We start from the raw sequence: 25102 nt of genomic DNA, 5'->3' as shown, positions 1-25102 counted from the left end.
ATACCGTGACCGTATGGCTCGCGTAGGGAGGCGTGAGGAGCCGATGCTGTCGCGCGGGACCGAGTGGCTCAGCGCGTCTCACCGGCTCCGGCCGGCCGGGCCCCCGGCCACCTCGGCAGTGGACGAGACGCTCGTTCGCGCGGCGCGCGCGACCGGCGCGCACATCGGCGTGCTCTATCTGCTGGACGCCGACGACGAGGTGCTCCTCATGCAGGCCCAGCTGGGACTGCCAGGACCGATGATCGGGCAGTGGGGCAGGCTACGGGCCGAGGCGGACGTCCCCGCGACCGTCGCCGTCCGCCGGGGCGAGCGCGTGTGGGTGCCCGACCTGGAGGAGCTGGCCCGCCGCTTCCCCTCCATGGCCTTCCTCGTGCCGTACCACTTCTCCGTGCTGGCCACGCCGCTCAGAGTCGGTGGCCGGATGGCCGGATCCTGGGTGCTCATGTGGTCGTCGTCGCAGGCGCCGCGGCTGGGGGCGTACGAGCTGGGGGTGGTCGACGAGGCCACCCGCCGCATGCAGGAGCTGCTCGCCGAGACGGCGGAGGACGGGCAGCGGCCCTCCGTCACCCCGCAGCCCCGCACGCTGACCGCCCTTCCGCCGCGTCCCTCCGACGTGGGGCGTTCGCTCGCCGCCTTCGGCTTCGCCGACCGGCTGCGCGACGGCTGCGTCTCGCTCGACCTGAACGGCCACATCACCTACCTCAACGACCCGGCCGCCGCGCTGCTCGGCGGCGCACCCACCGCGCTGCTCGGCCGGGTGGTCTGGGAGGCGGTGGACTGGCTGCGCGGCCCCACCTTCAAGGAGCGCTTCAGGCACGCCGTGGTCGGCCAGCAGCCCACCTTCTGCCGGCTCGGCACGTCGGGCGGCACCACCGTCGAGGCGCGCCTGCACCCCGACCCCTCGGGCGTCAGCCTGCACCTCATGACCACCGGCCAGACGGCGCTCGGCGACGGCTCGGCGCACCCGCAACCGCACCACCTGCACGAGCTCCTGCACCTGGCCGCCACCCTGACCAGGGCGCTCACCGTACGCCAGGTCGTGGAGCTGGTCAGCGACCACATGATGGCCGCCTGCGGCGTGCACTCCATGGCGGTCTTCCTCGCCGAGGGCGGCAGACTGCGGGCACTCGGCGCGCACGGGTTCAGCAGCACGTTCCTCGAACGGCTCAACGGGCTGCCGGTGGACTCCCGGACGATGACCGGCCAGGTCGCGCGGACCGGCGAGGCCAGGTTCTACAGCGACCGGGAGGAGATGGGCGCGCTCTACCAGCCCGCGCTGGACGCCGACGACATGCAGGCGTGGGCGTTCCTGCCGCTGTCGCTGTCCGACAGGGCGTCCGGCACCTGCGTGGTGGCCTTCGAGCAGCCGCACCCCTTCACCTGCTCGGAACGGGCCACGCTCACCTCGCTGTCCGGCATGATGGCGCAGGCACTCGACCGGGCCCTGCTGTACGAGGCCAAGGACAACGCCGCCCACTGCCTGCAGACCAGCCTGCTGCCGCACCGCCTGCCCGAGATCGAGGGCCTGGAGACGGCCGCCCGCTACGTGCCCGCCACCCGCGGCGTCGGCATCGGCGGCGACTTCTACGACCTCATCCGCCTGCACGACCACGCCGCCGTGGCGGTCATCGGCGACGTGCAGGGCCACAACCTGGCCGCCGCCGCCCTCATGGGGCAGGTGCGCACCGCCATCCACGCCACCGCCACCGACCCCGATGCCGACCCCGGCACGGTGCTGCGCAACGCCAACAGGCTGCTGCTCGACCTGGACACCGACCTGTTCACCAGCTGCCTGCTGCTCCACCTCGACCTGCGGCTGCGCGCCTTCTCCGTGGCCAACGCCGGGCACCCGCCGCCCCTGCTGCGCGCACCCGGCGGCGTCGCCGAGCCGGTGGACGTGCCGCCGGGGCCGCTGCTCGGCATCGACCCCGACGCGGAGTATCCGACGATGCAGGTGCCGTTCTCGCCCGGCGCCGTGCTCGCCCTCTACACCGACGGCCTGATCGAGGCGCCCGGCGTCTATCTCGGCGACGCCATCGCCCGCCTGGCCGCCCACCTGACCAAGGCAGGCCCGCAATCGCTGCACAGCCTGGGCGAGGCCATGCTCGACCAGGCGCCCGCCGCCGAGCAGCGCGGCGACGACATCGCGCTGCTGCTGCTCGAACACCTGCCACGACCATGACGGAGGGAGCGTACAGAACGATTCGCCCGGGTCCGGGCCGGCCGATGGCGGCCACTCGAGGAGGTGGTGGCATGGGGCTGAGCCGAGCGGGACGGCGACGGCCGTTCCTGCGCTCGATCCGCGCGCGCTACACCTGCTGGGTCGGCGGGCTGTTCCTCGTCGTCCTGTCGATCGTCGCCACGCTCGTCGTCCTCGGCATCCGCAACAGCATCACCAAGGACCTCGAAGAGGGCCTGCGCCAGGACATCCTGAGCTGGGCGAACCAGATGGCGCCAGGCCACTACCCGCAGCCCCAGCCACAGCTGCGCACCGACTACATGCAGCTCGTGGACCAGGAGGGGCAGGTGGTGGTGGCCAACGGCGCCGCGTCGCACCTGCCGCCGCTGACCGACGTACGGCCCGCACTCGGCGAGCGCCTCGAGGACGTCATGGCGTGCCCCGAGCAGAGCCCGTGCCTGCTGGTGGCGGTGCTGCGGTTCGACGGACCGGTGGCCCAGACGTTGTTCGGCGGCCAGGAGCACTACATCATCGCCGGCGAGGCGCTCCCGCCCGCGCTGACCATGCCGTACATGCCGATCGGCTTCGCGGCCGCCGTGCTCATCGCCTCCGCCGCCGCGGCCTGGGTCACCTGGGTGGTGGTGGGACGCATGCTCTGTCCCGTGCGCACGATCAGCGACACCATGCGCGAGGCCACCGCCACGGACCTCAGCCTGCGGGTCCCGACCCCGCCCGGCGACGACGAGATCGCCAGGTTCGCCCGCACCTCCAACCTCTACCTCGACCGGCTGGAGAAGGCGGTGACCGCGCAGCGCCGCTTCGCCTCCCTGGTCTCCCACGAGCTGCGCGCTCCGGTCGCCGGCCTGCACGTGCAGCTGGAGGAGGCCCTCATGTACCCCGACGAGGTGGACTCGCACTCCGCGCTGCGGCTGACACTGCGCACCACCGAGCGACTCCAGGCGATCATCGACGACCTGCTCGCCTACACCCAGGTCAAGGACGCGGGGCCGATCGCGTACCAGCCGATCGACCTCACCGCGCTGGTGGAGGAGGAGCTGGCGGCCCAGCCGCGCACCGGCGCCTACATCCAGCTGCACCGGGCCGGACGCCCGCTCGTGCTGGGCTCGCGCGTGCAGCTCTCGCGCGTGCTCGACAACCTCCTCGCCAACGCGCGCCGGCACGCCCGGTCTACGATCGACGTCTTCGTCGCGTGCCGGAACGGGCACGCCGTGCTGGTCGTGCAGGACGACGGCAAGGGCATCGCGCCCGGCGACCGCGAGCGGGTCTTCGAGCCGTTCGTCCGGCTGGCCGAGGGGCAGCGGCTCGACCCCGGCGGCAGTGGGCTCGGCCTGGCGGTCAGCCGGGAGACGTGCGTCGCGCACGGGGGCACGCTGACGGTCGAGGACTGCCCGTCCGGCGCCCGGTTCGTCGTCCGCCTCCCGGCCTGCGACCGCCTCCCCGCCATCGACCGCCCTGCCAACGACCCCACCATCGGCCCCGCCAACGACCCCGCCAACGACCCCGCCATCGGCCCCACCATCGGCCCCGCCTGACCGCCGTCGCCGTGGGGGCCGCGCCCGTTGCCACCCACCCTCGCTGAGCCTTCTTCCGAGCGGGTCATGCGTCTTCGTCGAGGCGGGAGAGCATCCAGCGGCACCACTCGATGCGGTGCCGTTCGTAGCCGAGGCCGCACAGCAGGGTCGCGTAGTTGCCGAAGCGCGGGTCGCCGAGGGCGGGCGGGCCGCCGAAGGAGGCCTCGTGGCGCTCGTACTCGGTCAGCCGCTCCTCGTGCGCGGCCAGCTGCTCGGCGAACATCCGGCGGACCATCCCCGGCTCGGCCAGCCACGACGCGTACGCCTTCAGCACCAGCTCGTCACGCTCGGGCCGCTCGCGCGGCGGCTCGGTGACCCACTCGCGCAGCGCCCGCCGGCCCTCGGGCGTCAGGTGGTAGACCTTCTTGTCCTGCGGGCCAGGCCCGTGCTCCGACTCGTACGCGACGAGGCAGGCGGCCCTGAGCTTCTGCAGCTCGGCGTGGATCTGGCTGTGGCGGGCCGTCCAGAAGTAGCCGACCGGCCTGCGCATGGCGGCGGCGAGGTCGTATCCCGTGCGGTTGCCCCGGGCGAGCACGGCGAGGATCGCGAAGCCGAGCGTCGAGGCCGGTGAGGTCGTTGAGGCCATGGTGCAGCCAAGGATAGGGCGCCGTTGCTTCTATGTCAGTTCTGACATAGTTTGACGGAGGAGGCGGCCATGCGCAGGCGGACGGGTTCATCGGCGGTCTTAGGGGTGCTGGTGCCGACGGCCTGCGGGGGCGCGGTCGGCACCAGCGCGGCACGTCAGCTCCGCCGAGCCCTTCGGCCGGTGCCGTCCCGAGCCCGTCGCCGGTCCCCACCGGGCCCGGCGTCATGGCCGCTGTGCTGTGACCCGGGGTCGTGCGGGCCGCGGATCAGCGGAGGCGGGTCAGGCCGTCGAGAAGGCGCTCCACGTCCGTACGGTCGTTGTAGTGCACCAGGCCCGCCCGCACCGCGCCGCCCGAGTCGCGGATGCCCAGCGCCCCGGTCAGCTCCCAGGCGTAGCTGTGCCCGCTCCACACGTTGACCCCCAGCTTCGCCAGGTGCTCGGCGACCTGGCGCGGCTCGTGCCCGGCCACGTTGAAGTAGGCCGTCGCGGTGCGCCGGGCGGGCTTGCCGTACAGCGTCACCTGCGGCATCGACTCCAGCTCGGCCACCAGCTCCGCGAACAGCCCCAGCTCGTGCTCCTCGGCCGCGGCCATGGAGGCGAGCAGGCGTTCGCGGCGGGTGCCCGTGCCGGGGACCATGGCGGCCAGGTGGTCCACGGCGGCCGTCACGCCGTCCAGGTCGGCGAAGGCCGCCGTGCCCGTCTCGAACCGCTGCGGCACCGTGTCCGGCGAGGGCGTCAGCTTGTCAGGACGCAGCGTCTCCAGCAGTCCGGGGTCGGCGACGACCGCGCCGATGTGCGGCCCGCCCCACTTGTACGCGCTCGTCGCGTAGAAGTCGGCGCCCATCGCCCCCATGTCCACCGGACCGTGCGGGGTGGCGTGCACGCCGTCCACGTACGTCAGCGCCCCGGCCCGGTGCGCCAGCTCGGCGATGGCGGCCACGTCGGGACGGGTGCCTAGGATGTTGCTCGCCGCGCTGACCGCGACCACCCTGGTCCGCTCGTTGATCAGGCCGGCGTACTGCTCGACCGGCAGTTCCCCGGTGACCGGATCGACCTCGGCCCACCGTACGGTGGCGCCGGTCTGCGTCCACGGCCGTACGTTGGCGTCGTGGTCGAGCCGCGAGACCACCACCTCGTCGCCCGGCCCCGCGATCGCCCTGGACAGGCGGTAGGTGAGCGTCGTCATGTTGGGGCCGAGGATGACGCCGTCCGGCCGGCCGCCCACCAGGTCGGCGACGGCGGCGCGGCAGGCGGCCACGATCGCGTCGGAGCGGTGACTGGCCGGGAACGTGCCGCCCACGTTGCCGATCCCCGTCCGGTAGGCGGTGGCGATGGCGTCGATCACGGACTGAGGGACCTGGGTGCCGGCGGCGCCGTCGAGATAGGCGTGACCGTCGGAGAGGGCAGGGTACGCGGCGCGTACCTCTTTGATGGGGAAGGGCATGATATATAGATGCTCACCCTGCGCGACCTCAACCGTGCCACGCTGGCTCGTCAGCATCTTTTGTCCCGTCACGAGGGTGACGTGGCCGACGTCGTGCACCGCGCCGAGCCCGCACCCGCCGGCGTGCCCGCCCCCGTACGCTTCCTGCCCGAGGCCAAGCTGCTCATCAGCCCGTTCGCCGCCACCGACTTGGGGCAGGTGGAGGAGAAGGGGCTCCGGCTGCCGGCCTTCGCCGAGCCGGACGCGACGACGACCGCTCTTGAAGTGACCGGCGCACAATGATTGCGTTCGGGGCGGAGGTGTGACGATGCCGCAGCTTTCCGCCCTGGACGCGCAGTTCCTCCACTTCGAGACCGCCACGAACGTCGCCAACATCGCCGGGCTCGCCGTGCTCGACGGCCACCTGCACCGCGCCGACCTGCAGGATCTGCTCGAACGGCGGCTGCCGTACGTGCCCGCCCTGCGGCGCAGGCTCGCCGCCGTGCCGCTCGGGCTCGACCACCCGTACTGGCGGCAGGAGGACGATCTCGACCTCGACTACCACGTACGCGAGATCGGCCTGCCCCCGCCCGGCGACGACCGGCAGCTCGCCGAGCAGGTCGCCCGCCTGCACCCCCGCCGCCTCGACAGGAACCGCCCGCTGTGGGAGATCTACCTGATCCACGGCCTGCCCGGCGGCCGCACGGCCCTCTACACCAAGATCCACCACGCGGCGGTGGACGGCATCGGCGGCGCCGACGTGCTGGCCGCCCTGCTCGACGTCGGCCCCGAGCCGGCGCCGCCGCCCCGTGACGAGCCCGAGCACGACGCGCCGCCGCCCGGCACCGCCGAGATGGTGGCGCGCGGCCTGGCCCGCCTGGCCGCCAACCCCGCCCACGCCGTACGCTTCGCCGCCCAGGCCGTCCCGCACCTCGACGAGATCCCGGTCCTGTCCCAGGTGCCCGGCGCCGGCGTCGTCTCCGCCGTCGCCCGCCGCCTGGCCGGTGCGGGCCATGCGCCCGATCTGCCTACGCTGCCCCCGCCGCGCACGCCGTTCAGCGGCCCCGTCTCCGCGCACCGCCGCTTCGCGTTCGTCTCGCTGCCGCTGGACGAGATCAAGCAGGTGCGCAAGGCTTTCGGGGTCACGGTCAACGACGTCGTCATGGCCGTGTGCGCGGGGGCGCTGCGGCGGTGGCTGGCCGCGCACGGCGGAGTGCCGGGCCGGCCGCTGGTGGCCGGGGTGCCGTTCTCGGTGCGGCCGGAGGAAGGCGGCGGAGAGGGCGGGGAGGAGGGCAACCAGGTGGCCATCATGACCGCGCCGCTGGCCGTGCACCTCGCCGACCCGGTGGAGCGGCTGTACCACGTGCGGCACTCCATGCAGCGCATCAAGGACCGTTTCGCGCCGGCGTCCGCGCGGTGGCTGCGCGAGTTCAGCGAGTCGATGCCGGCCGCGCTCATGGGGCTCGCCTCACGCTCGGCGTTCGACCTGGTCGGACAGGCCGCGCCGCCGATCAACCTGATCGTCTCCAACGTGCCAGGGCCCCAGTTCCCCCTGTACGTGTGCGGCGTCCGGCTGCTCGCCCACCACCCCGTCTCGGTGATCACCGACGTCAGCGGCGGCGTCAACATCACCGCCTTCTCCTACGACGGCTCGCTGGACGTCGGCGTCGTCACCGACAGGGAGATGGTGCCCGACGCCTGGGAGCTGGTCACCGACCTGCGCGCGGCCCTGCGGGAGCTGCGCGCGGCCGAGTCCGGCCTGCCGCACTGAAAGCCCCGGCCCGCGCGGGCTTTTGTCGGTGGCATGTGAAATCTTGGACCTCGGCGTGCACACGGCCGGGGGCCGGCCGGCGCCCATACGAAGGGGAGATCGCATGGCCACCGCCGAGGAGCTCTACGAGGACCTCGTCTCCGAACACCTCGCCCGGCCGGGGGTGCGGATGGGGCGCATGTTCAACTCCGAGGGGCTGCAGGTGAGGGGACGCGTCTACGCCTTCTACGCCAGATCGCGAGGGCGGGTGGTGGTCAAGCTCCCGGCTCCGCGGGCGGCCGCCCTGGTCGAGGACGGCACGGCCGAGGAGATGCGCATGGGCGGCCGCCGCATGCGCGAGTGGGTCGGCCTCGCCCAGCCCGACGAGGAGATCTGGCGCCACCTCCTCGGCGAGGCCGCCGCCTACGGCGAGGAGCTGGCCGGCTGACCGGCCACAGCCCGAGCAGCGGCGCGCGCACTGCCGCTGCCCGAGCAGCCCCCGTCCTCAGGCCACCCACCACACCGCCGTGCTCGGGGTGTTCAGCGGATGGCCGCGGTGCCGAGCGAGGGTTCCAGGAGGTCGAAGACGCGGTGGGCCATCTCCGCGAGTCCGGCGGCTATGTCGTCGAGCGGGTCGCCGTCCTGGGCGGTCAGCATGCGGGACTGCAGCTCGCGGAAGAGCAGGCGGTCGGCGGCGGCGAGCTGGGCCGCGATCGCGCGCGCGCCGATCGGGTCGTCAGGCGTCTCGGCGGTGAGGCGCTCGGCGAGGGCCTCCTCCCTGAGGTCGTGCAGCTCGCGCAGGCGCGCGACCAGGGTCGGGCTCTCGGCGATCATGCGGGCGAACGCGGGCCCGGTGAAGCCGATCACCGGGTCGTGGCGCTCGAGCGCGGCCACGTACTCCCGCCGCATCGCCGCCAGCGCGGGCTCACCCTCGGGCCGGCGGGCGAGGGTCGCGGCCGGGCCCGCCACGAACTCCTCGTGGTGGTCGAGCGCCAGGTCCTCCTTGCGGGGAAAGTAGTTGGTCACGGTCATCTTCGCGACCCGCGCGGCGGCCGCGATGTCGGCGATCGTCGTGCGGTCGAAGCCACGTACCAGGAACAGTTGGGTAGCGTGGTCAGAGATGGCCTGCCTGGTCTCTCGCTTCTTCTGTTCCCTCAAGCCCAAGGTGTCGATGCTCATAGCTCCAGTCTTACACAAAAACTTAGGTTCGACCTTATTTTAGGTTGACTCTTCGATCGAGGGAACCTAAAGTTAGACGCGACCTAAGTTTAGGACGCCGTTCGTGCCGTACGTGAGCGAGGAGAAGGTTTTGTCCCAAGCAGCAGAGGTTCTCGAACTCGACGACAGCACCGCCGAGGGTGTCACCACCGTCGGCGCCGACTCGGTGAAGGCCTATCTCAAGGAGATCGGCCGCGTGCCGCTGCTCACCGCGGAGCAGGAGATCGAGCTGGCCAAGCGGATCGAGGCCGGGCTGTTCGCCAGGGAACGGCTCGACACCGAGCCGGGCCTGCCCGACGACCTGCGGGCCGACCTGGAGTGGATCGCCGAGGACGGCACGCGGGCCAAGCAGCGCATGCTGGAGGCCAACCTGCGCCTGGTGGTCTCCATCGCCAAGCGCTACACCGGCCGCGGCATGCTCTTCCTCGACCTCATCCAGGAGGGCAACCTGGGCCTGATCAGGACGATCGAGAAGTTCGACTACCGGCTGGGCTTCAAGTTCTCCACGTACGCCACGTGGTGGATCAAGCAGGCGATCACCCGGGCGATGGCCGACCAGGCCCGCACGATCCGCATCCCCGTCCACATGGTCGAGCTGATCAACAAGGTCGCGCGGGTGCAGCGCCGCCTGCAGAGCGACCTCGGCCGCGAGCCCATGCCCGAGGAGATCGCCCAGGAGTGCGAGCTCGAGGTCGATCGCGTCATCGAGATCCAGGGCTACGGCCGCGAGCCGATCTCCCTGCACACGCCGCTCGGCGAGGAGGGCGACAGCGAGTTCGGCGACCTCATCGAGGACACCGAGGCCGTCTCGCCGGCCGACGCGGTCTCGTTCACACTGCTGCAGCAGCAGCTGCGCGCCCTGCTCGACCAGCTCTCCGAACGCGAGGCAGGGGTGATCAGCATGCGCTACGGCCTCAACGACGGCAAGCCGATGACGCTCGACGAGATCGGCCGCGTCTACGGCGTCACCCGCGAGCGCATCCGCCAGATCGAGGCCAAGACCATGTCGAAGCTCCGCCACCCGTCCCGCTCCCTGGCCCTGCGCGACTACCTGAGCTGAGCCGCCGCCACCCGGCCGGCCCACACTGCCGGCCCACACTGCCGGCCCACACTGCCGGCCCACACGGCCGGCCCACACGGCCGGCCCACACGGCCGGCCCACACGGCCAGGCGGAGAAAGGCTGCGCCAAAGGCTCATCAAGAGTGTCGCCACAGCCCTATGAGGGCAGGGGCCGTCGGCCTAGATTCCAAGGCGTGAAACGCTCCCGTTCGAGCCTCGTCCACCAGGCGACGTACGCGATCAAGCATCCGCACAAGATCGTGCCCCATCTGCGGCGATTGGCCCGCGACACGTGGTTCAGGCTGCGTACGCGGGACCACGTCGCCTACTACCGGGCCGTCATGCGCTCCGACACCGCCCGCGACCCCGAGGGCGCCGTAGGCTCCCACACCCACAAGCGCTGGCTGGCGCTCGGCCGCATGCAGTTCGACTACCTCGTCGAGCACGGGCTCAAGCCCGAGTGCCGGATGCTGGAGATCGGCTGCGGCAACCTGCGGGCCGGGCACCTGTTCATCGACTACCTGCACACCGGCAACTACTACGGCATCGACATCTCGCCCGACATCCTCATGGCCGCCCAGGACACCCTCGTCCGGCACGGGCTGGCCGACAAGCTGCCCCATCTGACCCCCGTACGCGACCTGCGCTTCGCGTTCCTGCCCGACGCGCACTTCGACGTGGTGCACGCCCACAGCGTGTTCTCGCACTCGCCGCTGCACGTCATCGAGGAGTGCTTCGCCCACGTGGGGCGGGTGATGAAGCCGGGCGGCTGGTTCGACTTCACCTTCGACCGCACCGAGGGCAAGGAGCACCAGGTGCTGCGCGAGGACTTCTACTACCGCACCGAGACGCTGGCCGCCCTGGCCGCCTCCTACGGCTTCACCGCCACGTTCATGGAGGACTGGGAACGCTCGCCGCACAAGCAGTCGAAGATGCGCCTGACCAAGCGACCGGCCGTCTGACCTGGCGATAATGCGGTGCGGCCGGTGCCCGCGGCTGTCTATCGTGGGGGCACGTGAGAGATCTTCGCGCGCTGCCCAAGGCCCACCTGCACGTGCACCTCGAGAGCACCGTCCGTCCCGGGACCGTGCGCGAGCTGGGCGGCGAGCCCGCTCCTGAGGGGGTGTTCCGCACTTTCAGGGAGTTCGCCGACCAGCGGGCCCAGGTGCGGGGGCTGCTCCGCACGGCCGATCACTTCCGCCGGGTCGCGCTGGAGTTCTGCGCCGACGAGGCCGCCCAGGGCACCCGCTACGCCGAGGTGACGTTCACCGCCGCCGCCCACGGCGAGCGGGTGGGGCAGCCCGAGATGCCGTTGCGGGCCGTGCTCGACGGGCTGACCGAGGGGCGGGCCCGTTACGGCATCGAGTGCCGGGTGCTGCTCGACCACTCCAGGCGGCGGTCCGTCGAGCGGCTGCGGCGGACGTACGAGCTGGCGCTGCGGCACGACGAGGTGATCGGCATCGGGCTGGCCGGCGACGAGAGCCACCCGCTCGCCCCGTTCGCCGGCGTGCTGGACGAGGCCAGGCAGGCCGGGCTGCACCTCGTGCACCACGCGGGGGAGTCGGCGGGGGCGGCCAGCATCCGTGAGGCGCTCGACGTGGGGCACGCCGAGCGGCTCGGGCACGGCATCCGGGTGCTCGACGACGACCTGCTGGTGGCGGAGGTACGCGAGCGCGGCATCCCGCTGGAGGTGTGCCCCACCTCCAACGTGCTGCTCGGGCTCGTGCCGTCGCTCGCCGACCACCCGCTGCCCCGGCTGCGCGCCGCCGGGCTCGCCGTCACCGTCAACACGGACGGGGAGACGGCGCTGGCCGACGAGTACGCCCGCCTGCGCGACGTCCACGGCTGCACCGACGCCGACCTCGCCGCCCTGGCCCGCGCCGGCATCGACGCCTCCTTCGCCCCCGACCCCCTCAAGTCGGCCCTCCGGGCCGGCGTCGACGCCTGGCTGGAGCAGCCCGCATGACCGGCGACCACGACACCTCGGCCCCCACCGGCCCCGGCCCCTCGCCTCAAGGCGCGGCCTCTCCGGAGGGCGGGAATGTGCCGTCCGGAGAGGTGGTGGCAGCGTTCGGCGGGGAGGTACCGTCCGGCGAGGTGGTGGCCGCGTTCGGCGGGGTGGGGGAGCCGGTGTGGCTGGGTGGGGCGTGGCGGGCGGGGCCCCTGGTGCTCAAGCGGGTCGCGTTCCTGCCGGAGACGCTCTGGCGGGCCGAGGTGCTGGCGTCCCTGCCCGAGTCGCCGGAGTTCCGCGTCGCCCGACCCGTCCAGGCGAGCGGTGAGTGGGTCTTCCATGGGTGGGAGGCGGCACGGCTGGTGGCGGGGGAGCCGGACGTGCGCAGACAGGACGACGTGCTGCGGGCCGGCGCGGCGTTCCACGCGGCGATCGCGCACCTGCCGAGGCCCGACTTCCTCGACGTACGCGACGATCCCTGGGCGCATGGGGACCGGGTGGCGTGGGAGGAACGACCGGTCACGTCGGACGCGGCCGGTCTGCTCGCGCCGCTCGTGCGCGCCCGCCGCCCGGTCGGGCTGCCGTCCCAGGCGGTGCACGGCGACCTGCCGGGCAACGTGCTGTTCGCCCCCGGCCTGCCACCGGCGATCATCGACTGGCCGGTCTACTGGCGGCCCGCCCCGTGGGCGTCGGCCGTCGCGGTCGCCGACGCGCTGTGCTGGTACGGCGCCACCCCCGGCCTGGCCGCCCGCTGGGCCCACCTGCCGCAGTGGGGACAGCTCCTGGTCAGGGCACTGATCTACCGCATCGTCACCGACGACCTCACCCTGGGCGAGGACGGCTGGACCCAGGACCGGGTGGCCGCGTACCACCCGGTCGTGGACCTCGCCGTCACCTGTGCCCGGCGGTCCTAGCCGCGGGCGAGCCGGACGACCGCCGCGCCCAGCGGGTCAAGGGACACCTCGCCGGACACCGGCCGCCCGGTCAGCAGGTCCGTGCCCTCCCCTCCCACGGGCACGGACACGCCCGACTCGGCGCTGTGGTTGAGCAGGAACACGTATTCGTGCGCGGCGTCCCCGCGTACCGAGCACTCCACGTGAGAGGGCACGCCCTCGAAGCGGGAGCGCACGCCCGACTCGGCGACGACCCGCGCCACCGTCTCGTCGAACGCCTCCTGCTCCAGCAGCGTCGCGAAGTAGACCACCCGCCCGGCCCCGAACCGGTTCTCGACCACGGCCGCCCGCCCCGCGAGCAGCCCGTCGGCGTATGTGGCCAGCGCCGTGCCGCCCTCCAGGTGCAGGTCGTCGCGCCACCAGGTGGAGGTGGCCCGCCGGCCGTCGGCGAACTCGACGGTGAACGACTCGCCGGGCCGCGCCGGCCAGTACTCGTCGATCTTCGCGCCGATGAGCCGCCGGAACGCGCCCGGGTAGCCGTCCGGCCTGACCCGGTTGTCGGCGTCCACGACCCCGGAGAAGAACGACATGATGACGGTGCCGCCGTCGCGCGCGAACGCCTCGATGCGGGCCGCGCCCGCGTCGTCGATCAGGTACGCGTTCGGCACCACCAGCACCTTGTACCCGTCCAGCGAGGACGACGCCGACACCACGTCCACCGCGTGGTGCCGCTCCCACAGCGGCGTGTAGTGCCGCATCACCGTGTCGGTGTAGCTCCAGTCGTTGCGCGGCAGGCCGAAGACCTCCTCAAGGCCCCACCAGCCGTCCCAGTCGAACAGGATCGCGATGTCGGCCGATGAGCGGGTGCCGGCGACGGGCGCGAGCAGCTTCATCTCCCGCCCGAGGTCGGTGACCTCCTTGAACGTCCGCGACTCAGGGCCGGAGTGGGGCAGCATCGCCGAGTGGAAGCGCTCCTGACCGCCCCTGCTTGCCCGCCACTGGAAGTACATCACCGAGTCGGCGGCCCGCGAGACGGCCTGTAGCGAGCCGAGCCGCATGCGTCCAGGCTCCTTGACGATGTTGAGCTTCCACTGGCTGACCGCGCTGGCCGCCTGCTCCATCAGCATCCACGGCTGCCCGCCCTTGAGCGAGCGGAACAGGTCGTAGTTGAACGCCGCCGACACGTGCGAGTCCGCCTCGGCCGGGTTGGGGTAGATGTCGAGCGCCGCGGCGTCCTCCTCCCGCGCCCACTTCCAGTAGTCGGCGTGGCGGAAGAAGCGCATGAAGTTCGTCATGACCGGGATGTCGTCGCGGAAGGAGCGCACGATGTCCCGCTCGGCGACGTAGCACTCCAGCAGCGCGTCGGAGGTGAAGCGCTTGAAGTCGAGGCGGCGGGTGGGGTTCATCCACGTACGGGGGATGTGCGGTACGTCGACCTGCTCCCAGTCGGTGTAGACCTGGCCCCAGAAGCGGGTGGTCCACGCCTCGTTGAGCGCGTCGAGGGTGCCGTACTTGCGGCGCAGCCAGTGGCGGAAGTTCACCGAGGCGGCCTCGCCGTACGACGTGGGCCCGTACTCGTTGCTGATGTGCCACATCGCCAGCGCCGGGTGGAAGGAGTAGCGCTCGGCCAGCTTGGTCGTGATCCGCGCGGCGTACTCGCGGTAGATCGGCGACGAAGGGTCGTAGTGCAGCCGGTTGCCGAAGCCGAACGGCTGGCCGTCCTCCCTGATCGGGAACACCTCGGGGTGCAGGTGGGTGAGCCAGACGGGCGGCGCCGCCGTGGGCGTGGCCAGGTTGACGCTGATGCCGTTGTCGTGCAGCAGGTCCATGACCTCGTCGAGCCAGCCGAACTCGTACCTGCCGGGCTCGGGCTCCAGCGACGCCCACGCGAAGACGCCCAGGCTGACGGTGTTGACGCCGGCCTGCCGCATGAGCCGGACGTCCTCCTTCCACACCGTGCGGTCCCACTGCTCGGGGTTGTAGTCGCCGCCGAAGGCGAAACCGCCGACGCGCCGCCTGAACGCTTCCATGCGGTCCATGCTCAGTGCTCCTCGGTCATCACGACGACGGTGGTCAGCCGTGGCTCGTCGCCGGTGCACGCGTGGACCGGGCCGGTCAGCAGCACCGTGCGCTCCTCCACCACGTCGGTGACCGAGCGGCGGACGGACAGGCCGACCTCGCCTGGCTCGACCACGCGCCGCCCGTCGCGACCGGTGAACGACAGCAGCCGGGCCGGCACCGCGAACTCCACCCGCGCCGACTGCCCCGGCGCCAGCTCGACCCGGGCGTACCCGACGAGCTGGGCCAGCGGCCGGGTGACCGAGGCGATCCGGTCGGAGGCGTACACCTGCACCACCTCGGCGCCGGCGCGGTCACCGGTGTTGGTCACCGTCACCGCGCAGCGGATCTTCTCACCGGCCGGCACCTCGCCGTCGGCGGTGAAGGCGGAGTAGCCGAAGCTCGTGTAGCTCAGCCCGTGGCCGAACGGCAGCACCGGCGCCGGGTCGAGGTTGCTCACCGAGCCCGCCCCGCCGAGCTTGGGATGCAGGTAGCTGTACGGCTGGCCGGCCGTGCCGCGCGGCAGGCTCATCGGCAGCCGCCCGGACGGGTTGACCGCGCCGCTGAGCACCCGCGCGAGCGCGCCCGCGCCCTCCTGACCGGGGAAGTACGCCTGGACGACGGCCGCGGCGCGCTCGACGATGCCCGGCACCGCGTACGCGCGGCCGGTCATCAGCACCACCACGGTCGGCGTGCCGGTCGCGAGCACCGCGTCGGCCAGCTCCTGCTGCGCGCCCGGCAGGTCGAGCGACTCCACGTCGCAGCCCTCGCCCGAGGTGCCCCGACCGAACAGCCCCGAGCGGTCGCCCAGCACGACGATCGCGACGTCCGACTCGGCGGCCAGGCGGGCGGCGGCGGCGATCCCCGAGCGATCGCCGTCGTCCACCCCCGTGCCGCGCTCGGTCGCGATGTGCGCCTGCGGCAGCTCCTCGCGCAGCGCCTCCAGCAGGGTCGGCGCGTTGATGCCGGTCTCGGCGTCGGGGAAGTGCGGCAGCACGTGGTTGACGAACGAGTAGCAGCCGAACAGCGCCGCCACCTCGTCCGCGTTCGGCCCGACGACCGCGACCCTGCGGCCCGCGGCGTCGCCCAGCGGCAGCACGCCGTCGTTGGTCAGCAGCACCACCGACTCCTCGGCCAGGCGGCGCGCGACGTCCCGCGAGACGGGGTCGTCGAGGTCCACCTCGCCCTGCGGCTCCGGGTCGTAGTCGTCGTCGAGCAGGCCGAGCTCGGCCTTCTGCCGCAGCACCCGCCGCAGCGCCCGATCGACCAGCGCCTCGTCGACGCGGCCCGCCGCCACCGCCTCCTGCAGCGGGTCCAGGTACGTCACCCCGGTCGGCAGCTCGATGTCGATGCCCGCGGTCAGCGCCTGCGCGGCGGCGTCACCGGCGTCCTCGGCCACGGCGTGCAGGGTGTGCAGGAACGCGACCGCAAAGTAGTCGGCCACGACCGTGCCGTCGAAGCCCCACGTGTCGCGCAGCACGCCGGTCAGGTAGTGGTCGTCGGCGGCGATCGGGATGCCGTCGATCTCGGCGTAGGAATTCATCACCGAGCCGGCGCCCGCGTCGCGTACCGCGACCTCGAACGGGAACAGCAGCGTGTCGGCCACCTCGCGGGCGCCCGCGTGCACGGGAGCCAGGTTGCGGCCGGCGCGGGAGTTGGAGTAGCCGACGAAGTGCTTGAGCGTGGCGATCACGCCGGCCGACTGCAGCCCGCGTACGTACGCCGCGCACACCGTGGCCACCTCGTACGGGTCCTCCGACACGCACTCCTCGACCCGCCCCCAGCGCTGGTCGCGGATCACGTCGAGGACGGGGGCCAGCCCCTGGTGCACGCCGAGCGAGCGCATGCCGGACCCGATGGCCCGGCCCATCTCCTCCACCAGCTCCGGGTGGAAGGACGCGCCCCACGCCGGCGGCGCCGGATAGGTCGTGGCCCGCCACGCCGCCAGACCCGTCAGGCACTCCTCGTGCGCGATCGCCGGAATGCCGAGCCGCGTGTTCGCGCGCAGCCACCGCTGCCGCTCGGCCAGTGTCTTGCGCGCGGCCTCCGGCTCGACCGGCGTGGTGCCGAAGTGGCGGGTGATGTGGCCGACGCCGTCGCGGGCGAACTCCTCGAACCCGAGGTCCTCGCCCTGCATCGAGTCCTGCAGCGGCGCGACCACGCCCTTCTTCCTGTTGACGTTCAGCCACACGCCGACGAGCTGCGCGAGTTTCTCCCGCAGTGACATGCCGGCGAGTAGGTCCTCGACCCGCCGCGCCCGCTCGCGGGCGATCTCCGGCTCCGGCGGATCAACAAGTGCTGGCATGACCCCTCGCGACTTCCCTAGCGGCGGAAATTTTCTGGGCAAGTTACCGAAAAACTCTCGTGACATTGCCGAGCTGTTACGGTAGGGTCCGGCTCGCGGCCCTGTCAATAACCCGCTCACATGGCGGAATTCCGCCTGGTCAGCGGGCCACCTCGGGTCCGGCGGTTTTCCGAAAGTTTGTAACTTCGCCGGTGCCGCCCAACGGCGGTGCCACGGCAAACGGGAGGTCCTGTGCCTCGAGCCACGCTGGCCGATGTCGCCGCGGCCGCCGGAGTGTCCGTACCGACGGTCTCCAAAGTGCTCAGCGGCAAGAAACACGTCTCCGCGGCCACCAGGGACAAGGTGCTCGAAGCGGTCAGAGCCTCCGGCTACGAGGCGCCGCGCCCGCCGACCAAGCCCCGCGTCGGCGTCATCGACCTGCTCATCGACGGCCTCGGCTCGCCCTGGGCGCAGGTGCTCATCAGCGGCGCCGAGCAGGCCGCCGCCCGCTGGGGCTTCTCGCTCGTCGTCACCTCCTCCTACCGCGCCGACTTCGACCTGCGCCGCTGGATCGGCATGGTGCGCAAGCGCAACACCGACGGCATCGTGCTCGTGCTCTCCCGGGCCGACCAGCGCGAGATCGCCGCCATCGAAGAGCTGCTGCACGTACCGCTCGTCCTGCTCGACCCCGTCGGCCAGCGCGACCCCCGCCTGTCCACCGTCGGCGCCACCAACTGGCTGGGCGGCGTCATGGCCACCACCCACCTGCTGGAGCTCGGGCACACCAGGATCGGCTTCATCGGCGGGCCGCTCGACACGCAGTGCACGCTCGACCGGTACGAGGGCTACCTGGCCGCCCACCGGACCTTCGGCATCGAACCCGACCCCACGCTCACCCGCTACGGCGACTTCATGGTCCACGGCGGTAAGAGCCTCGGCGGCGAACTGCTCGACCGCGACGACCCGCCCACCGCCGTCTTCGCCGGCAACGACCTCCAGGCCGCCGGCGTCTACCAGGCCACCACGGAGCGCGGCCTGCGCGTGCCCGACGACCTGTCGGTGGTCGGCTTCGACGACTCGACCCTGTGCGAGATGCTCTCACCGCCCCTCACGACCGTCCGTCAGCCGCTGGACGACATGGCGAACGAGGCCGTCCGTCTCGTGCACGAGGAGCTCACCCACCCCAGGGGCCCTTCGGGCACCCGCATCGAACTGGCCACGAACCTGATCATCCGCCGCAGCACCGCCCCCCTGACGACCTGACTCGACCCTTTGCGTGACTCGTCCCCGGCTCCGCTGCACGACCTGACTCGACCCTTCGCCTGAGTCGTCCCCCGGCTCCGCTGCGCTCTGATTCGTCCCGCCCGTCGGCGGGGCGTCGTCATGCCCGAAACCCCATGTCAATAGGCAATCCGCAGATCACCCTTTATCCTGATCGGACCGGCAGGGAAGTGATCCACGTCACACGGAGAGCCTATGTCGGTGACATCGGGGTTCCTGATCAAAGATCCGCGCACGCGCGCCGACTCACGCCTGGACGGCGCCGCCGGTTCCCAGGAACGCCTGGCGTTCCTCAACGACGCCAGCACCCGCATCGGCAGCACCCTCGACCTGGCACAGACCTGCCGTGAGGTGCTCGACGTGGCCGTGCCCCGCTGCGCCGACACCGGCGGCATCATGGTGCAGGAACGCCTCATCACCGAAGGCGAGTTCCCCGTACGCCCCACCGACGGCTCCGCCCTGGTCCGCCGCGTCGCCACGGCCGTAGCCGTCGACAACCCGTGGGACTGGGACACCGCCTTCCCCGTGGACGAGGTCGCCGTCTACCCGCCGTTCCTCCCGCAGGGCCAGGCCATGGCGACCGCCAGGACCGTCCTCGTGCCCCGCCTCGACCACCCTCGTCGTCGGAGACGTCATGGGCACGGCGTACGCGCCGCTGCCACGATGGGCCAGCTCCGTACCGCCACCCAGACCCTCGCCAGCCTCGACCTCGACCCCGCCGAGCTGCTGTACCGCCTCAACCGGGTCGCCCAGCAGCTCGACCTCGACCAGATCGCCACCTGAGCCTACGCCCGCTACGACCGCACCACCGGCACCGTCGAGATCGCCAGCGCCGGCCACCTCCCGCCCACGCTCGTCCAGCCCGACGGAACCGCCGACATCCTCGCCGTCACCCCTGGCCCGCCGCTCGGCGTCGGCACCCACACCTTCGACCTGGCCACGTTCGCCCTCCCACCCGGCGGCCTTCTCGCCCTCTACACCGACGGCCTGGTGGAAGGCCGCGAGTGGAACATCGACGAGGGCCTGGCCAAGCTCCGCGGCCTCCTGACCGGCCCGCCCCTGGGCATCGACCGCATCTGCGACATGATCGTCCGCGCCCAACGCCCCAGCACCGACCGCGACGACATAGCCCTACTACTAGCCAAAGCCCGCTAAGGGCCACCAACCCCACCCACTCAGGCCACCTGCGCCGTCACCCATCTCCGTCACGTGCGCCGTCGCCACCTCCGTCAGGTGCGCTGTCGCCCACCTCTGCCACGTGCGCCGTCACCTATCTCCGTCACCTGCGCTGTCACCCACCTCGCCACCTGCACTGCCACCCCGATCCCGCCACCTGTACCGCCTCCGCTTGGGCCGCCTTCGTCTCATGTGTCCCCTTCAACTCCCTGCCCGCAGGGCACCGCACGGCCCAACGGCCCGAAACGCGCGGCCCTCCAGGACCCCCACGCCCGTCCGGCCGCGCCTACGAGTTCCCATACACGCCCGCATGGCGCAATCACCGCACGCCTTTATGGACCTCGGGCCCCGTCCTGCCCCAGAAACTGGCAGGCGGTCAGAGGAGGCCGGCGTCGCGGACCTTCATGGCGACGTGGACGCGGTTGTCGGTGCCGAGCTTGGCGAAGATGCGGGTGATGTTGGCCTTGACGGTGGCCACGCTCACCGACAGATCACGGGCGATCTCCGCGTTCGAGCTGCCCCTGGCCACCTCGACGGCGACCTCCCGCTCGCGTTCGGTCAGCTCGGCCAGCTCGCGGGCGGCGTCGGGGCGGCGCGGCTCGTAGCGGCCGGTGGCGGCGGCGATCACCTGCTGGGCCACGGTCGGCGACAGCACCGGCTCGCCCTTGGCCACCGCACGCACCGCCTCGATCATCTTCGGCGGCGGCGTGTCCTTCAGCAGGAACCCGTTGGCGCCGAGCTGCAACGCCCGCAGCACCATGTCGTCGGCGTCGAACGTGGTCAGCACCAGGATCCGGGGCGGCGACGCCTGCCGCAGCAGCAGCTCGGTGGTGGTCAGCCCGTCCTGCTCCGGCATCCGGATGTCCATCAGCACGACGTCGGGCCGCAGGTCGCGGATCACCGTCATGGCCTGCTTGCCGTCTGCCGCCTCACCCACGAGGTCGAGGTCGGCCTCCCCGCCCAGGATGAGGCGCAATCCCGTACGCACCATGGGATCGTCATCCACGATCACGACTCTCACCACGGCTCAAGCCTCCCACGGCAGCGTCGCGTCGAGGACGAAGCGCCCGTCACGTACGTCATGAGTGATCCTTCCTCCGGCCATCCGCGTCCGCTCGGCCAGTCCTACCAGCCCCAGCCGCCCACCAGGCCCTGACCTGCCGGGCACCGCCGCGTTGCTGACCCGGATGCGCAGCCCGTCACCGGGCCGCCCGCCGATCTCGGCCCGCACCAGGCTCCCGGGCGCGTGCTTGCGCGCGTTGGTGAGGGCCTCCTGCACGATCCGGTACGCGTGCCGCCCCGTCTGCGTCGGCAGCAGCTCCCTGTCGGTGACGGTGTCGTCCACCTCGACCTGCTGGCCGGCGGCGCGTACCTCCGCGAAGAGCGCGCCGAGATGCGCCAGCGTCGGCTGCGGCGGCGCGGGCCCGCCCTCCGCCGCGCCGCCCTGCCCGGCCGGTCCGCCCTGATCGGCGGGGTCGCCGCGCCGCAGCGTGCCGAGCACGGCGCGCAGCTCGGTCAAGGACTGGTGGGCGTTCTCCTGGATGGCAAGCGCTGTCTCCCGTGTCTGCTCAGGCGTCAGATCCTTCCGGTACGCCAGTCCGCCCGCCAGCATCGCCAGCAGGGAGATGCGGTGCGCCAGGACGTCGTGCATCTCCTGCGCGATCTTCAGCCGCTCGGCCAGCTTCGCCTGCTCCACCCGCTGCGCCTGCCCGCGCAGCTCCGCCGCCCGCCGCTCCGCCTCGAGCTCCCGCCGCCCCCGCAGGTAGAGCCCGAACACGGTCAGCCCGGCCAGGATCGTGCCAGAGACGACCGCGTAGACCGCCGTCAGCCGCCAGTCGCCCTTCCACCGGGTGGAGATCGCCACGCACACCCAGAACAGCACCCCCACCGGCACCACCTGCCGCCACCGGCGATGCGTGGCGAGCGAGGCGAACGCCGCGATCGCCGGCCCGTTCGCCGCGAACGAGAACGCCGACGCCGCCGCCAGCACCGTCGCGACCTGCCACGGCCACCGGCGCCGCAACGGCAGCAACGCGATGCCCACCGCCCCCGTGGCAATGTCGGCGAGCAGCACGCCCACGTCGGCCACCGGCCGGCCGACGCTGCCGCTGATGAGCACCAGGACGAGGAGCAGCAGCGGCGCCGAGGCGAACAGGTAGAAGAGCGCGACCCCCAGCCACTCCACAGGCCGCTCACCGGAAGAGGAACCCGGCAGGCTGTGGGGGAGGGGGCGCGGCATGCCCCGGGAGACGGACACCCCTGGCGCCTGCTTCCAGCCCGAACCCGGCTCATCAGAGGCCGGACCCGGGATGTCGTGCGGCGCGTTGGAGGCCGGAGCTGGGCTGTCGTGGGGCGTGTTGGAGGCCGCACCTGGGCCGTTGTGCGGCGCGTTGGCGGCCGCACCCGAGACGTCGTACGGCTCGTTCGAGGCCGCACCTGGCACGTGACGCGGTCCGTCCGAGGACAGGGCCGCCACGCCGTGCCGCTCGCCCGGAGCGGGGGTCGGTGAAACCGGGCGGTCGCCGGGGGAAGGGGCCGGGGGCCAGGGGGCGTCGCCTGAGGGCTGGTGCGGAGGGCCGGGGTGGTCGTGCACGGCACCAAGCCTAAACATCGCTTGGCCTGCGCATCAGCACCCTGGGTCGATCCCCGTATAGACCCTCGGCCATAACCTGGCCGGTGGTTGTAGCCCTGGCGACGGCGACTCTCGACCCTGGTCCGATGAGGCCGGGCCGCGTTTTCGATGAACTGGGGCACGTGATCGAACTCCACCGCGTCACCAAGACCTACAACGGGGTGAAGGCGCTCGACGACGTGTCCTTCACCGTCCACCCCGGCTCCGTCACGGGCTTCCTCGGCCCCAACGGCGCCGGCAAGTCGACGGCCATGCGCATCCTGGCGGGCCTGGCCAGACCCACCTCCGGCCGCGCCACCGTGCTCGGCAAGCCCTACGCCGAGCTGGCTCGCCCCGGCTACGACGTGGGCACCCTCCTCGACGCCGGAGCCCAGCACCCGGGCCGCACCGGCCGCGAGGTGCTCATCCTGGGCGCCCTCATGCTCGGCCTGCCCAGGTCACGCGTCGACGAGGTGCTCGACTTGGTGGGCCTGACCGGCAAGGAAGCCGGACGCCCGATACGCGGCTACTCGCTGGGCATGCGGCAACGACTCGGCATCGGCCATGCATTGCTCGGCCGCCCGAGAGCCCTCATCCTCGACGAACCCGCCAACGGCCTCGATCCCCAGGGCATTCAGTGGATGCGCGAGCTCCTGCGCGGCCTGGCCACCTCCGGCTGCGCCGTCCTGCTCAGCTCCCACCTGCTGTACGAGGTGGAGCAGGTCGCCGACCGCATCGTGATGATCGGCGCAGGACGCGTCCTGGCCGACGGCCCCCTGGCCGAGCTCAGCCAGGGCCGCACCCTCGAACAAACCTTCCTCGCCCTCACCTCCCAAACCTCCCGCACCCCTGCCTAAACCCACTCACAACCCACCACTCACCATCGCACCCTGTCTGACTCCCGTTCGGAATCCGCCCCTCACCCCCCGCTGTCCCTCTGCCTGACCCGCGTTCGGAACCTGCCACTCACCATCGCACCCTGTCTGACTTGCGTTCGGAACTCGCGACGCACCGCTGCATCTTCGTTTGGCCCGCGTTCGGGATCCGCCCCTCACCCCCGCTGTCCCTCTGCCTGACCCGCGTTCGGAACCTGCCACTCACCATCGGACTGCTGTCTGGCCCGCGCTCAGCACCTGCCACCCACCCCCGCACTGCCGACTACCCACCACTCTTGACTCCGCCTTCTCGCCTGCCGCACCCGGCGTGCCTGAGCGCTGCCCTCACCACGCCTGCTCTCGTGCTGCTGTGCCCGCCCATCCGCCGCCTGCGCTGACCGGCGGCAACAGCCTCTGCACACCCCGCCCGAAATCGCAGCGACCACGGTCAGCGATTCGGAACCGACCGCCCTTTCTCCACTCAGTGATTGGACTTTGGCATGACCACCCACACCGCCATCCAGCTTCCGCAGCGCGTCACGTTCGGGAGGTTGTTGCGGGTTGAGGCGCGGAAGTTGCTCGATACCCGTACCAGCCTGATCATGACCGGGGTCCTCGTCGTCGTGGCGGTGGCGCTCGTCGCCGGGCGGGGGGTCGTGACGGAGACAGCCGATCTGTTCATGCTGGCGGGGACGGCGGGGACCGTGTTCGGGATCCTGCTGCCCGTGCTGGGCATTCTGTCGATCACCGGCGAATGGCAGCACCGTACGGCGCTGACCACGTTCACCCTGGAGCCCAGGAGGGCGCGGGTGCTGGTGGCCAAGTGCGTGTCGGTGCTGGTGGCGGCCGTGCTGGCGTGCCTGCTGGCGGTGTTGGTCGCGGTGCCGACGACGGCCGTGGTGGCGTCCGTGCGGGGCGTTGAGGCGACGTGGGGGCTGGAGGTGCACGTGCTGGTGGGCTGGATCGCCACCACCGTGCTGCTGACCGCTGAGGGCCTCGCCCTTGGGTTGTTGCTGCTGAACGCCCCGGCCGCCATCGTGATCTACCTGGTCGGCCCCATGGTGGGGAGCTTCGCCGCCCAACTTGGCGCGGGAGGTAAAGCCGTGGCACAGTGGCTGGACCTCAACTCCACCAGCGGCGTCCTGATGAGCGACGACGTGACGGCCGGCGGTCTGGCCCGGCTGGCGGCGTCGGTGACGCTCTGGATCGCCGTCCCCGCCGCGGTGGGCACCCTGCGGGTGCTGAAGCGGGATGTGACCTGACGCTTTACCGGCAAGGTAGATCTATGCCGGTTTCGTGGTGATATGTTTGCCAATGTCCGGTTTAAGAGGGTACTGTCGTAGACGTTACCGAGCAGTGACCCGCGCCTGACCAAAAGAGGCGGGGCCTGCCCCGGTTCCCTGGATCCCGTTCCCGTGGATTCTCGCGCTCTACGTAGCGTCTGTACGGCGTGCTGCCCGGCTACGTTCGTCCTGACGAGCGCAAAGTTCCCGTCCCCTAACAAAGGACCTGAATTTTCCTATGTCTGCTCGCCTGCGTTCCGTCGCCATGCTCGCAGCCTCCGCCGTCGCGGCCATGACCGTCGGCGCGACCACCGCTCACGCCGAGACCGACGTCGAGCAGCGTGGTGTGCTGAAGGGCTCGACGACCGCGTCCTACTTCTGGGACGACACCTCCGGCCGAGCCGGCGACACCGGCCTGCCCGCCGCGGGCAAGCCCATGCAGAAGGGCCTGGCCGCCAGCCCGAGCTGGCCCCTCATGACCGAGGGCTACGTGCTCTACCAGGGCAAGAAGCTGCCCTTCTTCGTGGGTGACCGCGGCCCCGGCGACCCCTCCAACCGTGGCGTGATGCTCGACCTCGACGCCAAGACCTTCGCCGAACTCACCGGCGGCACGTTCAACTCCCGCACGCTGGGTGTCGACGGCGTCAAGGGCCAGGGCCACATCAAGGTCGACTACATCATCACCAAGTGGGGCGATGGGGTCGGCAAGAAGAGCTACCCCGTGGCGTTCTCCACCGGCGCCTGGTCCGAGAAGGACCAGAACCCGGTCATCCAGCAGGTGTCCGTCAAGGTCCCTGCCAAGTAAAGCGACCCCGGCTGAGCGGCGCCTCGGCCCCAGCTGGGCGGCCCCCGGCCTCAGCTGAGCGGTCCCGTCAACGGCCC

Annotated in this window: 19 protein-coding genes and 2 pseudogenes; 14 read left to right on the top strand and 7 right to left on the bottom strand. The window is 71.9% G+C overall.

Features of this window, described 5'->3' with window-relative positions; all coding sequences use genetic code 11:
* Positions 1-13: 13 nt before the first annotated feature.
* Entirely contained in the window at positions 14-2182 is a 2169-nt protein-coding gene (locus AB0K18_RS24690; protein ID WP_364918158.1) for a SpoIIE family protein phosphatase, read from the top strand.
* A gap of 71 nt (positions 2183-2253) precedes the next feature.
* Positions 2254-3732 (top strand): HAMP domain-containing sensor histidine kinase, encoded by a 1479-nt coding sequence (locus tag AB0K18_RS24685; RefSeq protein ID WP_364918155.1) that lies wholly within the window; start codon positions 2254-2256, stop codon positions 3730-3732.
* Between the two features lie 64 nt (positions 3733-3796).
* Here AB0K18_RS24685 and AB0K18_RS24680 read toward each other — a convergent pair whose 3' ends face one another.
* On the bottom strand, positions 3797-4357 hold the full coding sequence (locus AB0K18_RS24680; RefSeq protein WP_364918152.1) for a PadR family transcriptional regulator: 561 nt from the start codon (positions 4355-4357) through the stop codon (positions 3797-3799).
* Positions 4358-4622: 265 nt separating this feature from the next.
* On the bottom strand, positions 4623-5801 hold the full coding sequence (locus AB0K18_RS24675; protein WP_364918150.1) for a cysteine desulfurase-like protein: 1179 nt from the start codon (positions 5799-5801) through the stop codon (positions 4623-4625).
* Positions 5802-5810: 9 nt separating this feature from the next.
* Here AB0K18_RS24675 and AB0K18_RS24670 point away from each other — a divergent pair, with 9 nt between their 5' ends.
* The 3 genes from AB0K18_RS24670 (at position 5811) to AB0K18_RS24660 (ending at position 7978) form a co-directional block, all read left to right on the top strand.
* Positions 5811-6083 carry a hypothetical protein gene (locus AB0K18_RS24670; RefSeq protein WP_364918147.1) on the top strand — a complete coding sequence of 91 codons (273 nt, stop codon included), beginning with the start codon at positions 5811-5813 and terminating at the stop codon, positions 6081-6083.
* 25 nt (positions 6084-6108) lie between these two features.
* Positions 6109-7551: a wax ester/triacylglycerol synthase family O-acyltransferase gene (locus AB0K18_RS24665; RefSeq protein WP_364918145.1), complete on the top strand. Its 1443-nt coding sequence runs from the start codon at positions 6109-6111 to the stop codon at positions 7549-7551.
* 103 nt (positions 7552-7654) lie between these two features.
* The gene (locus AB0K18_RS24660) at positions 7655-7978 is read left to right on the top strand and encodes a hypothetical protein (protein WP_364918143.1); all 324 of its coding nucleotides are present in this window, start codon (positions 7655-7657) and stop codon (positions 7976-7978) included.
* A 92-nt stretch (positions 7979-8070) separates the two neighbouring features.
* Here the strand turns inward: AB0K18_RS24660 and AB0K18_RS24655 are convergent, their stop codons facing one another.
* The gene (locus AB0K18_RS24655) at positions 8071-8709 is read right to left on the bottom strand and encodes a TetR family transcriptional regulator (protein WP_364918140.1); all 639 of its coding nucleotides are present in this window, start codon (positions 8707-8709) and stop codon (positions 8071-8073) included.
* Between the two features lie 160 nt (positions 8710-8869).
* Between AB0K18_RS24655 and AB0K18_RS24650 the strand changes: the two are divergent.
* The 4 genes and pseudogenes from AB0K18_RS24650 to AB0K18_RS24635 all read left to right on the top strand — a co-directional run.
* Positions 8870-9808 (top strand): annotated as a pseudogene (locus AB0K18_RS24650) (RNA polymerase sigma factor); the annotation flags it as partial.
* 194 nt (positions 9809-10002) lie between these two features.
* Positions 10003-10770 (top strand): class I SAM-dependent methyltransferase, encoded by a 768-nt coding sequence (locus AB0K18_RS24645; protein ID WP_364918137.1) that lies wholly within the window; start codon positions 10003-10005, stop codon positions 10768-10770.
* Between the two features lie 53 nt (positions 10771-10823).
* Complete coding sequence (gene add, locus AB0K18_RS24640; protein WP_364918134.1) at positions 10824-11774, top strand: adenosine deaminase; 951 nt, start codon at positions 10824-10826, stop codon at positions 11772-11774.
* Positions 11771-12673, top strand: coding sequence for a TIGR02569 family protein (locus tag AB0K18_RS24635; RefSeq protein WP_364918131.1), 903 nt, complete (start codon positions 11771-11773; stop codon positions 12671-12673). Before add ends, AB0K18_RS24635 begins: the two co-directional genes overlap by 4 nt.
* On the opposite strand, the gene AB0K18_RS24630 is transcribed toward AB0K18_RS24635, so the two are convergent.
* Positions 12670-14691: a beta-galactosidase gene (locus tag AB0K18_RS24630; RefSeq protein WP_364918128.1), complete on the bottom strand. Its 2022-nt coding sequence runs from the start codon at positions 14689-14691 to the stop codon at positions 12670-12672. The two genes, AB0K18_RS24635 and AB0K18_RS24630, sit on opposite strands and share 4 nt — an antisense overlap.
* A 2-nt stretch (positions 14692-14693) precedes the next feature.
* Positions 14694-17015, bottom strand: coding sequence for a glycoside hydrolase family 3 N-terminal domain-containing protein (locus AB0K18_RS24625; RefSeq protein ID WP_364918125.1), 2322 nt, complete (start codon positions 17013-17015; stop codon positions 14694-14696).
* A gap of 231 nt (positions 17016-17246) precedes the next feature.
* Between AB0K18_RS24625 and AB0K18_RS24620 the strand changes: the two genes are divergently transcribed.
* Positions 17247-18257: a LacI family DNA-binding transcriptional regulator gene (locus AB0K18_RS24620; protein ID WP_364918122.1), complete on the top strand. Its 1011-nt coding sequence runs from the start codon at positions 17247-17249 to the stop codon at positions 18255-18257.
* A gap of 213 nt (positions 18258-18470) precedes the next feature.
* A pseudogene (locus AB0K18_RS24615) lies at positions 18471-19430 on the top strand (PP2C family protein-serine/threonine phosphatase).
* Positions 19431-19827: 397 nt separating this feature from the next.
* Here the strand turns inward: AB0K18_RS24615 and AB0K18_RS24610 are convergent.
* Positions 19828-20457, bottom strand: a complete 630-nt coding sequence (locus AB0K18_RS24610; RefSeq protein WP_364918119.1) for a response regulator transcription factor — start codon at positions 20455-20457, stop codon at positions 19828-19830.
* A gap of 21 nt (positions 20458-20478) precedes the next feature.
* Complete coding sequence (locus AB0K18_RS24605) at positions 20479-22044, bottom strand: histidine kinase (RefSeq protein ID WP_364918117.1); 1566 nt, start codon at positions 22042-22044, stop codon at positions 20479-20481.
* A gap of 161 nt (positions 22045-22205) precedes the next feature.
* Here AB0K18_RS24605 and AB0K18_RS24600 point away from each other — a divergent pair, with 161 nt between their 5' ends.
* The 3 genes from AB0K18_RS24600 (at position 22206) to AB0K18_RS24590 (ending at position 25025) form a co-directional block, all read left to right on the top strand.
* On the top strand, positions 22206-22919 hold the full coding sequence (locus AB0K18_RS24600) for an ATP-binding cassette domain-containing protein (protein WP_364918113.1): 714 nt from the start codon (positions 22206-22208) through the stop codon (positions 22917-22919).
* A gap of 518 nt (positions 22920-23437) precedes the next feature.
* Positions 23438-24199 (top strand): hypothetical protein, encoded by a 762-nt coding sequence (locus AB0K18_RS24595; protein ID WP_364918111.1) that lies wholly within the window; start codon positions 23438-23440, stop codon positions 24197-24199.
* Between the two features lie 259 nt (positions 24200-24458).
* Positions 24459-25025 carry a hypothetical protein gene (locus AB0K18_RS24590; protein ID WP_364918108.1) on the top strand — a complete coding sequence of 189 codons (567 nt, stop codon included), beginning with the start codon at positions 24459-24461 and terminating at the stop codon, positions 25023-25025.
* Positions 25026-25102 lie beyond the last annotated feature (77 nt).

The sequence above is a fragment of the Nonomuraea sp. NPDC049421 genome (assembly GCF_040677005.1).
Classification (GTDB): domain Bacteria; phylum Actinomycetota; class Actinomycetes; order Streptosporangiales; family Streptosporangiaceae; genus Nonomuraea; species Nonomuraea salmonea.
This window is presented reverse-complemented; position numbering and strand designations above follow the sequence as displayed.

What these genes read in the sequence shown, in the direction of transcription:
- AB0K18_RS24690 (WP_364918158.1), top strand. Translation starts at nt 14, where the DNA reads ATGGCTCGCGTAGGGAGGCGTGAGGAGCCGATGCTGTCGCGCGGGACC.
- AB0K18_RS24685 (WP_364918155.1), top strand. Translation starts at nt 2,254, where the DNA reads ATGGGGCTGAGCCGAGCGGGACGGCGACGGCCGTTCCTGCGCTCGATC.
- AB0K18_RS24680 (WP_364918152.1), bottom strand. Translation starts at nt 4,357, where the DNA reads ATGGCCTCAACGACCTCACCGGCCTCGACGCTCGGCTTCGCGATCCTC.
- AB0K18_RS24675 (WP_364918150.1), bottom strand. Translation starts at nt 5,801, where the DNA reads ATGCCCTTCCCCATCAAAGAGGTACGCGCCGCGTACCCTGCCCTCTCC.
- AB0K18_RS24670 (WP_364918147.1), top strand. Translation starts at nt 5,811, where the DNA reads ATGCTCACCCTGCGCGACCTCAACCGTGCCACGCTGGCTCGTCAGCAT.
- AB0K18_RS24665 (WP_364918145.1), top strand. Translation starts at nt 6,109, where the DNA reads ATGCCGCAGCTTTCCGCCCTGGACGCGCAGTTCCTCCACTTCGAGACC.
- AB0K18_RS24660 (WP_364918143.1), top strand. Translation starts at nt 7,655, where the DNA reads ATGGCCACCGCCGAGGAGCTCTACGAGGACCTCGTCTCCGAACACCTC.
- AB0K18_RS24655 (WP_364918140.1), bottom strand. Translation starts at nt 8,709, where the DNA reads ATGAGCATCGACACCTTGGGCTTGAGGGAACAGAAGAAGCGAGAGACC.
- AB0K18_RS24635 (WP_364918131.1), top strand. Translation starts at nt 11,771, where the DNA reads ATGACCGGCGACCACGACACCTCGGCCCCCACCGGCCCCGGCCCCTCG.
- AB0K18_RS24630 (WP_364918128.1), bottom strand. Translation starts at nt 14,691, where the DNA reads ATGGACCGCATGGAAGCGTTCAGGCGGCGCGTCGGCGGTTTCGCCTTC.
- AB0K18_RS24625 (WP_364918125.1), bottom strand. Translation starts at nt 17,015, where the DNA reads ATGCCAGCACTTGTTGATCCGCCGGAGCCGGAGATCGCCCGCGAGCGG.
- AB0K18_RS24595 (WP_364918111.1), top strand. Translation starts at nt 23,438, where the DNA reads ATGACCACCCACACCGCCATCCAGCTTCCGCAGCGCGTCACGTTCGGG.
- AB0K18_RS24590 (WP_364918108.1), top strand. Translation starts at nt 24,459, where the DNA reads ATGTCTGCTCGCCTGCGTTCCGTCGCCATGCTCGCAGCCTCCGCCGTC.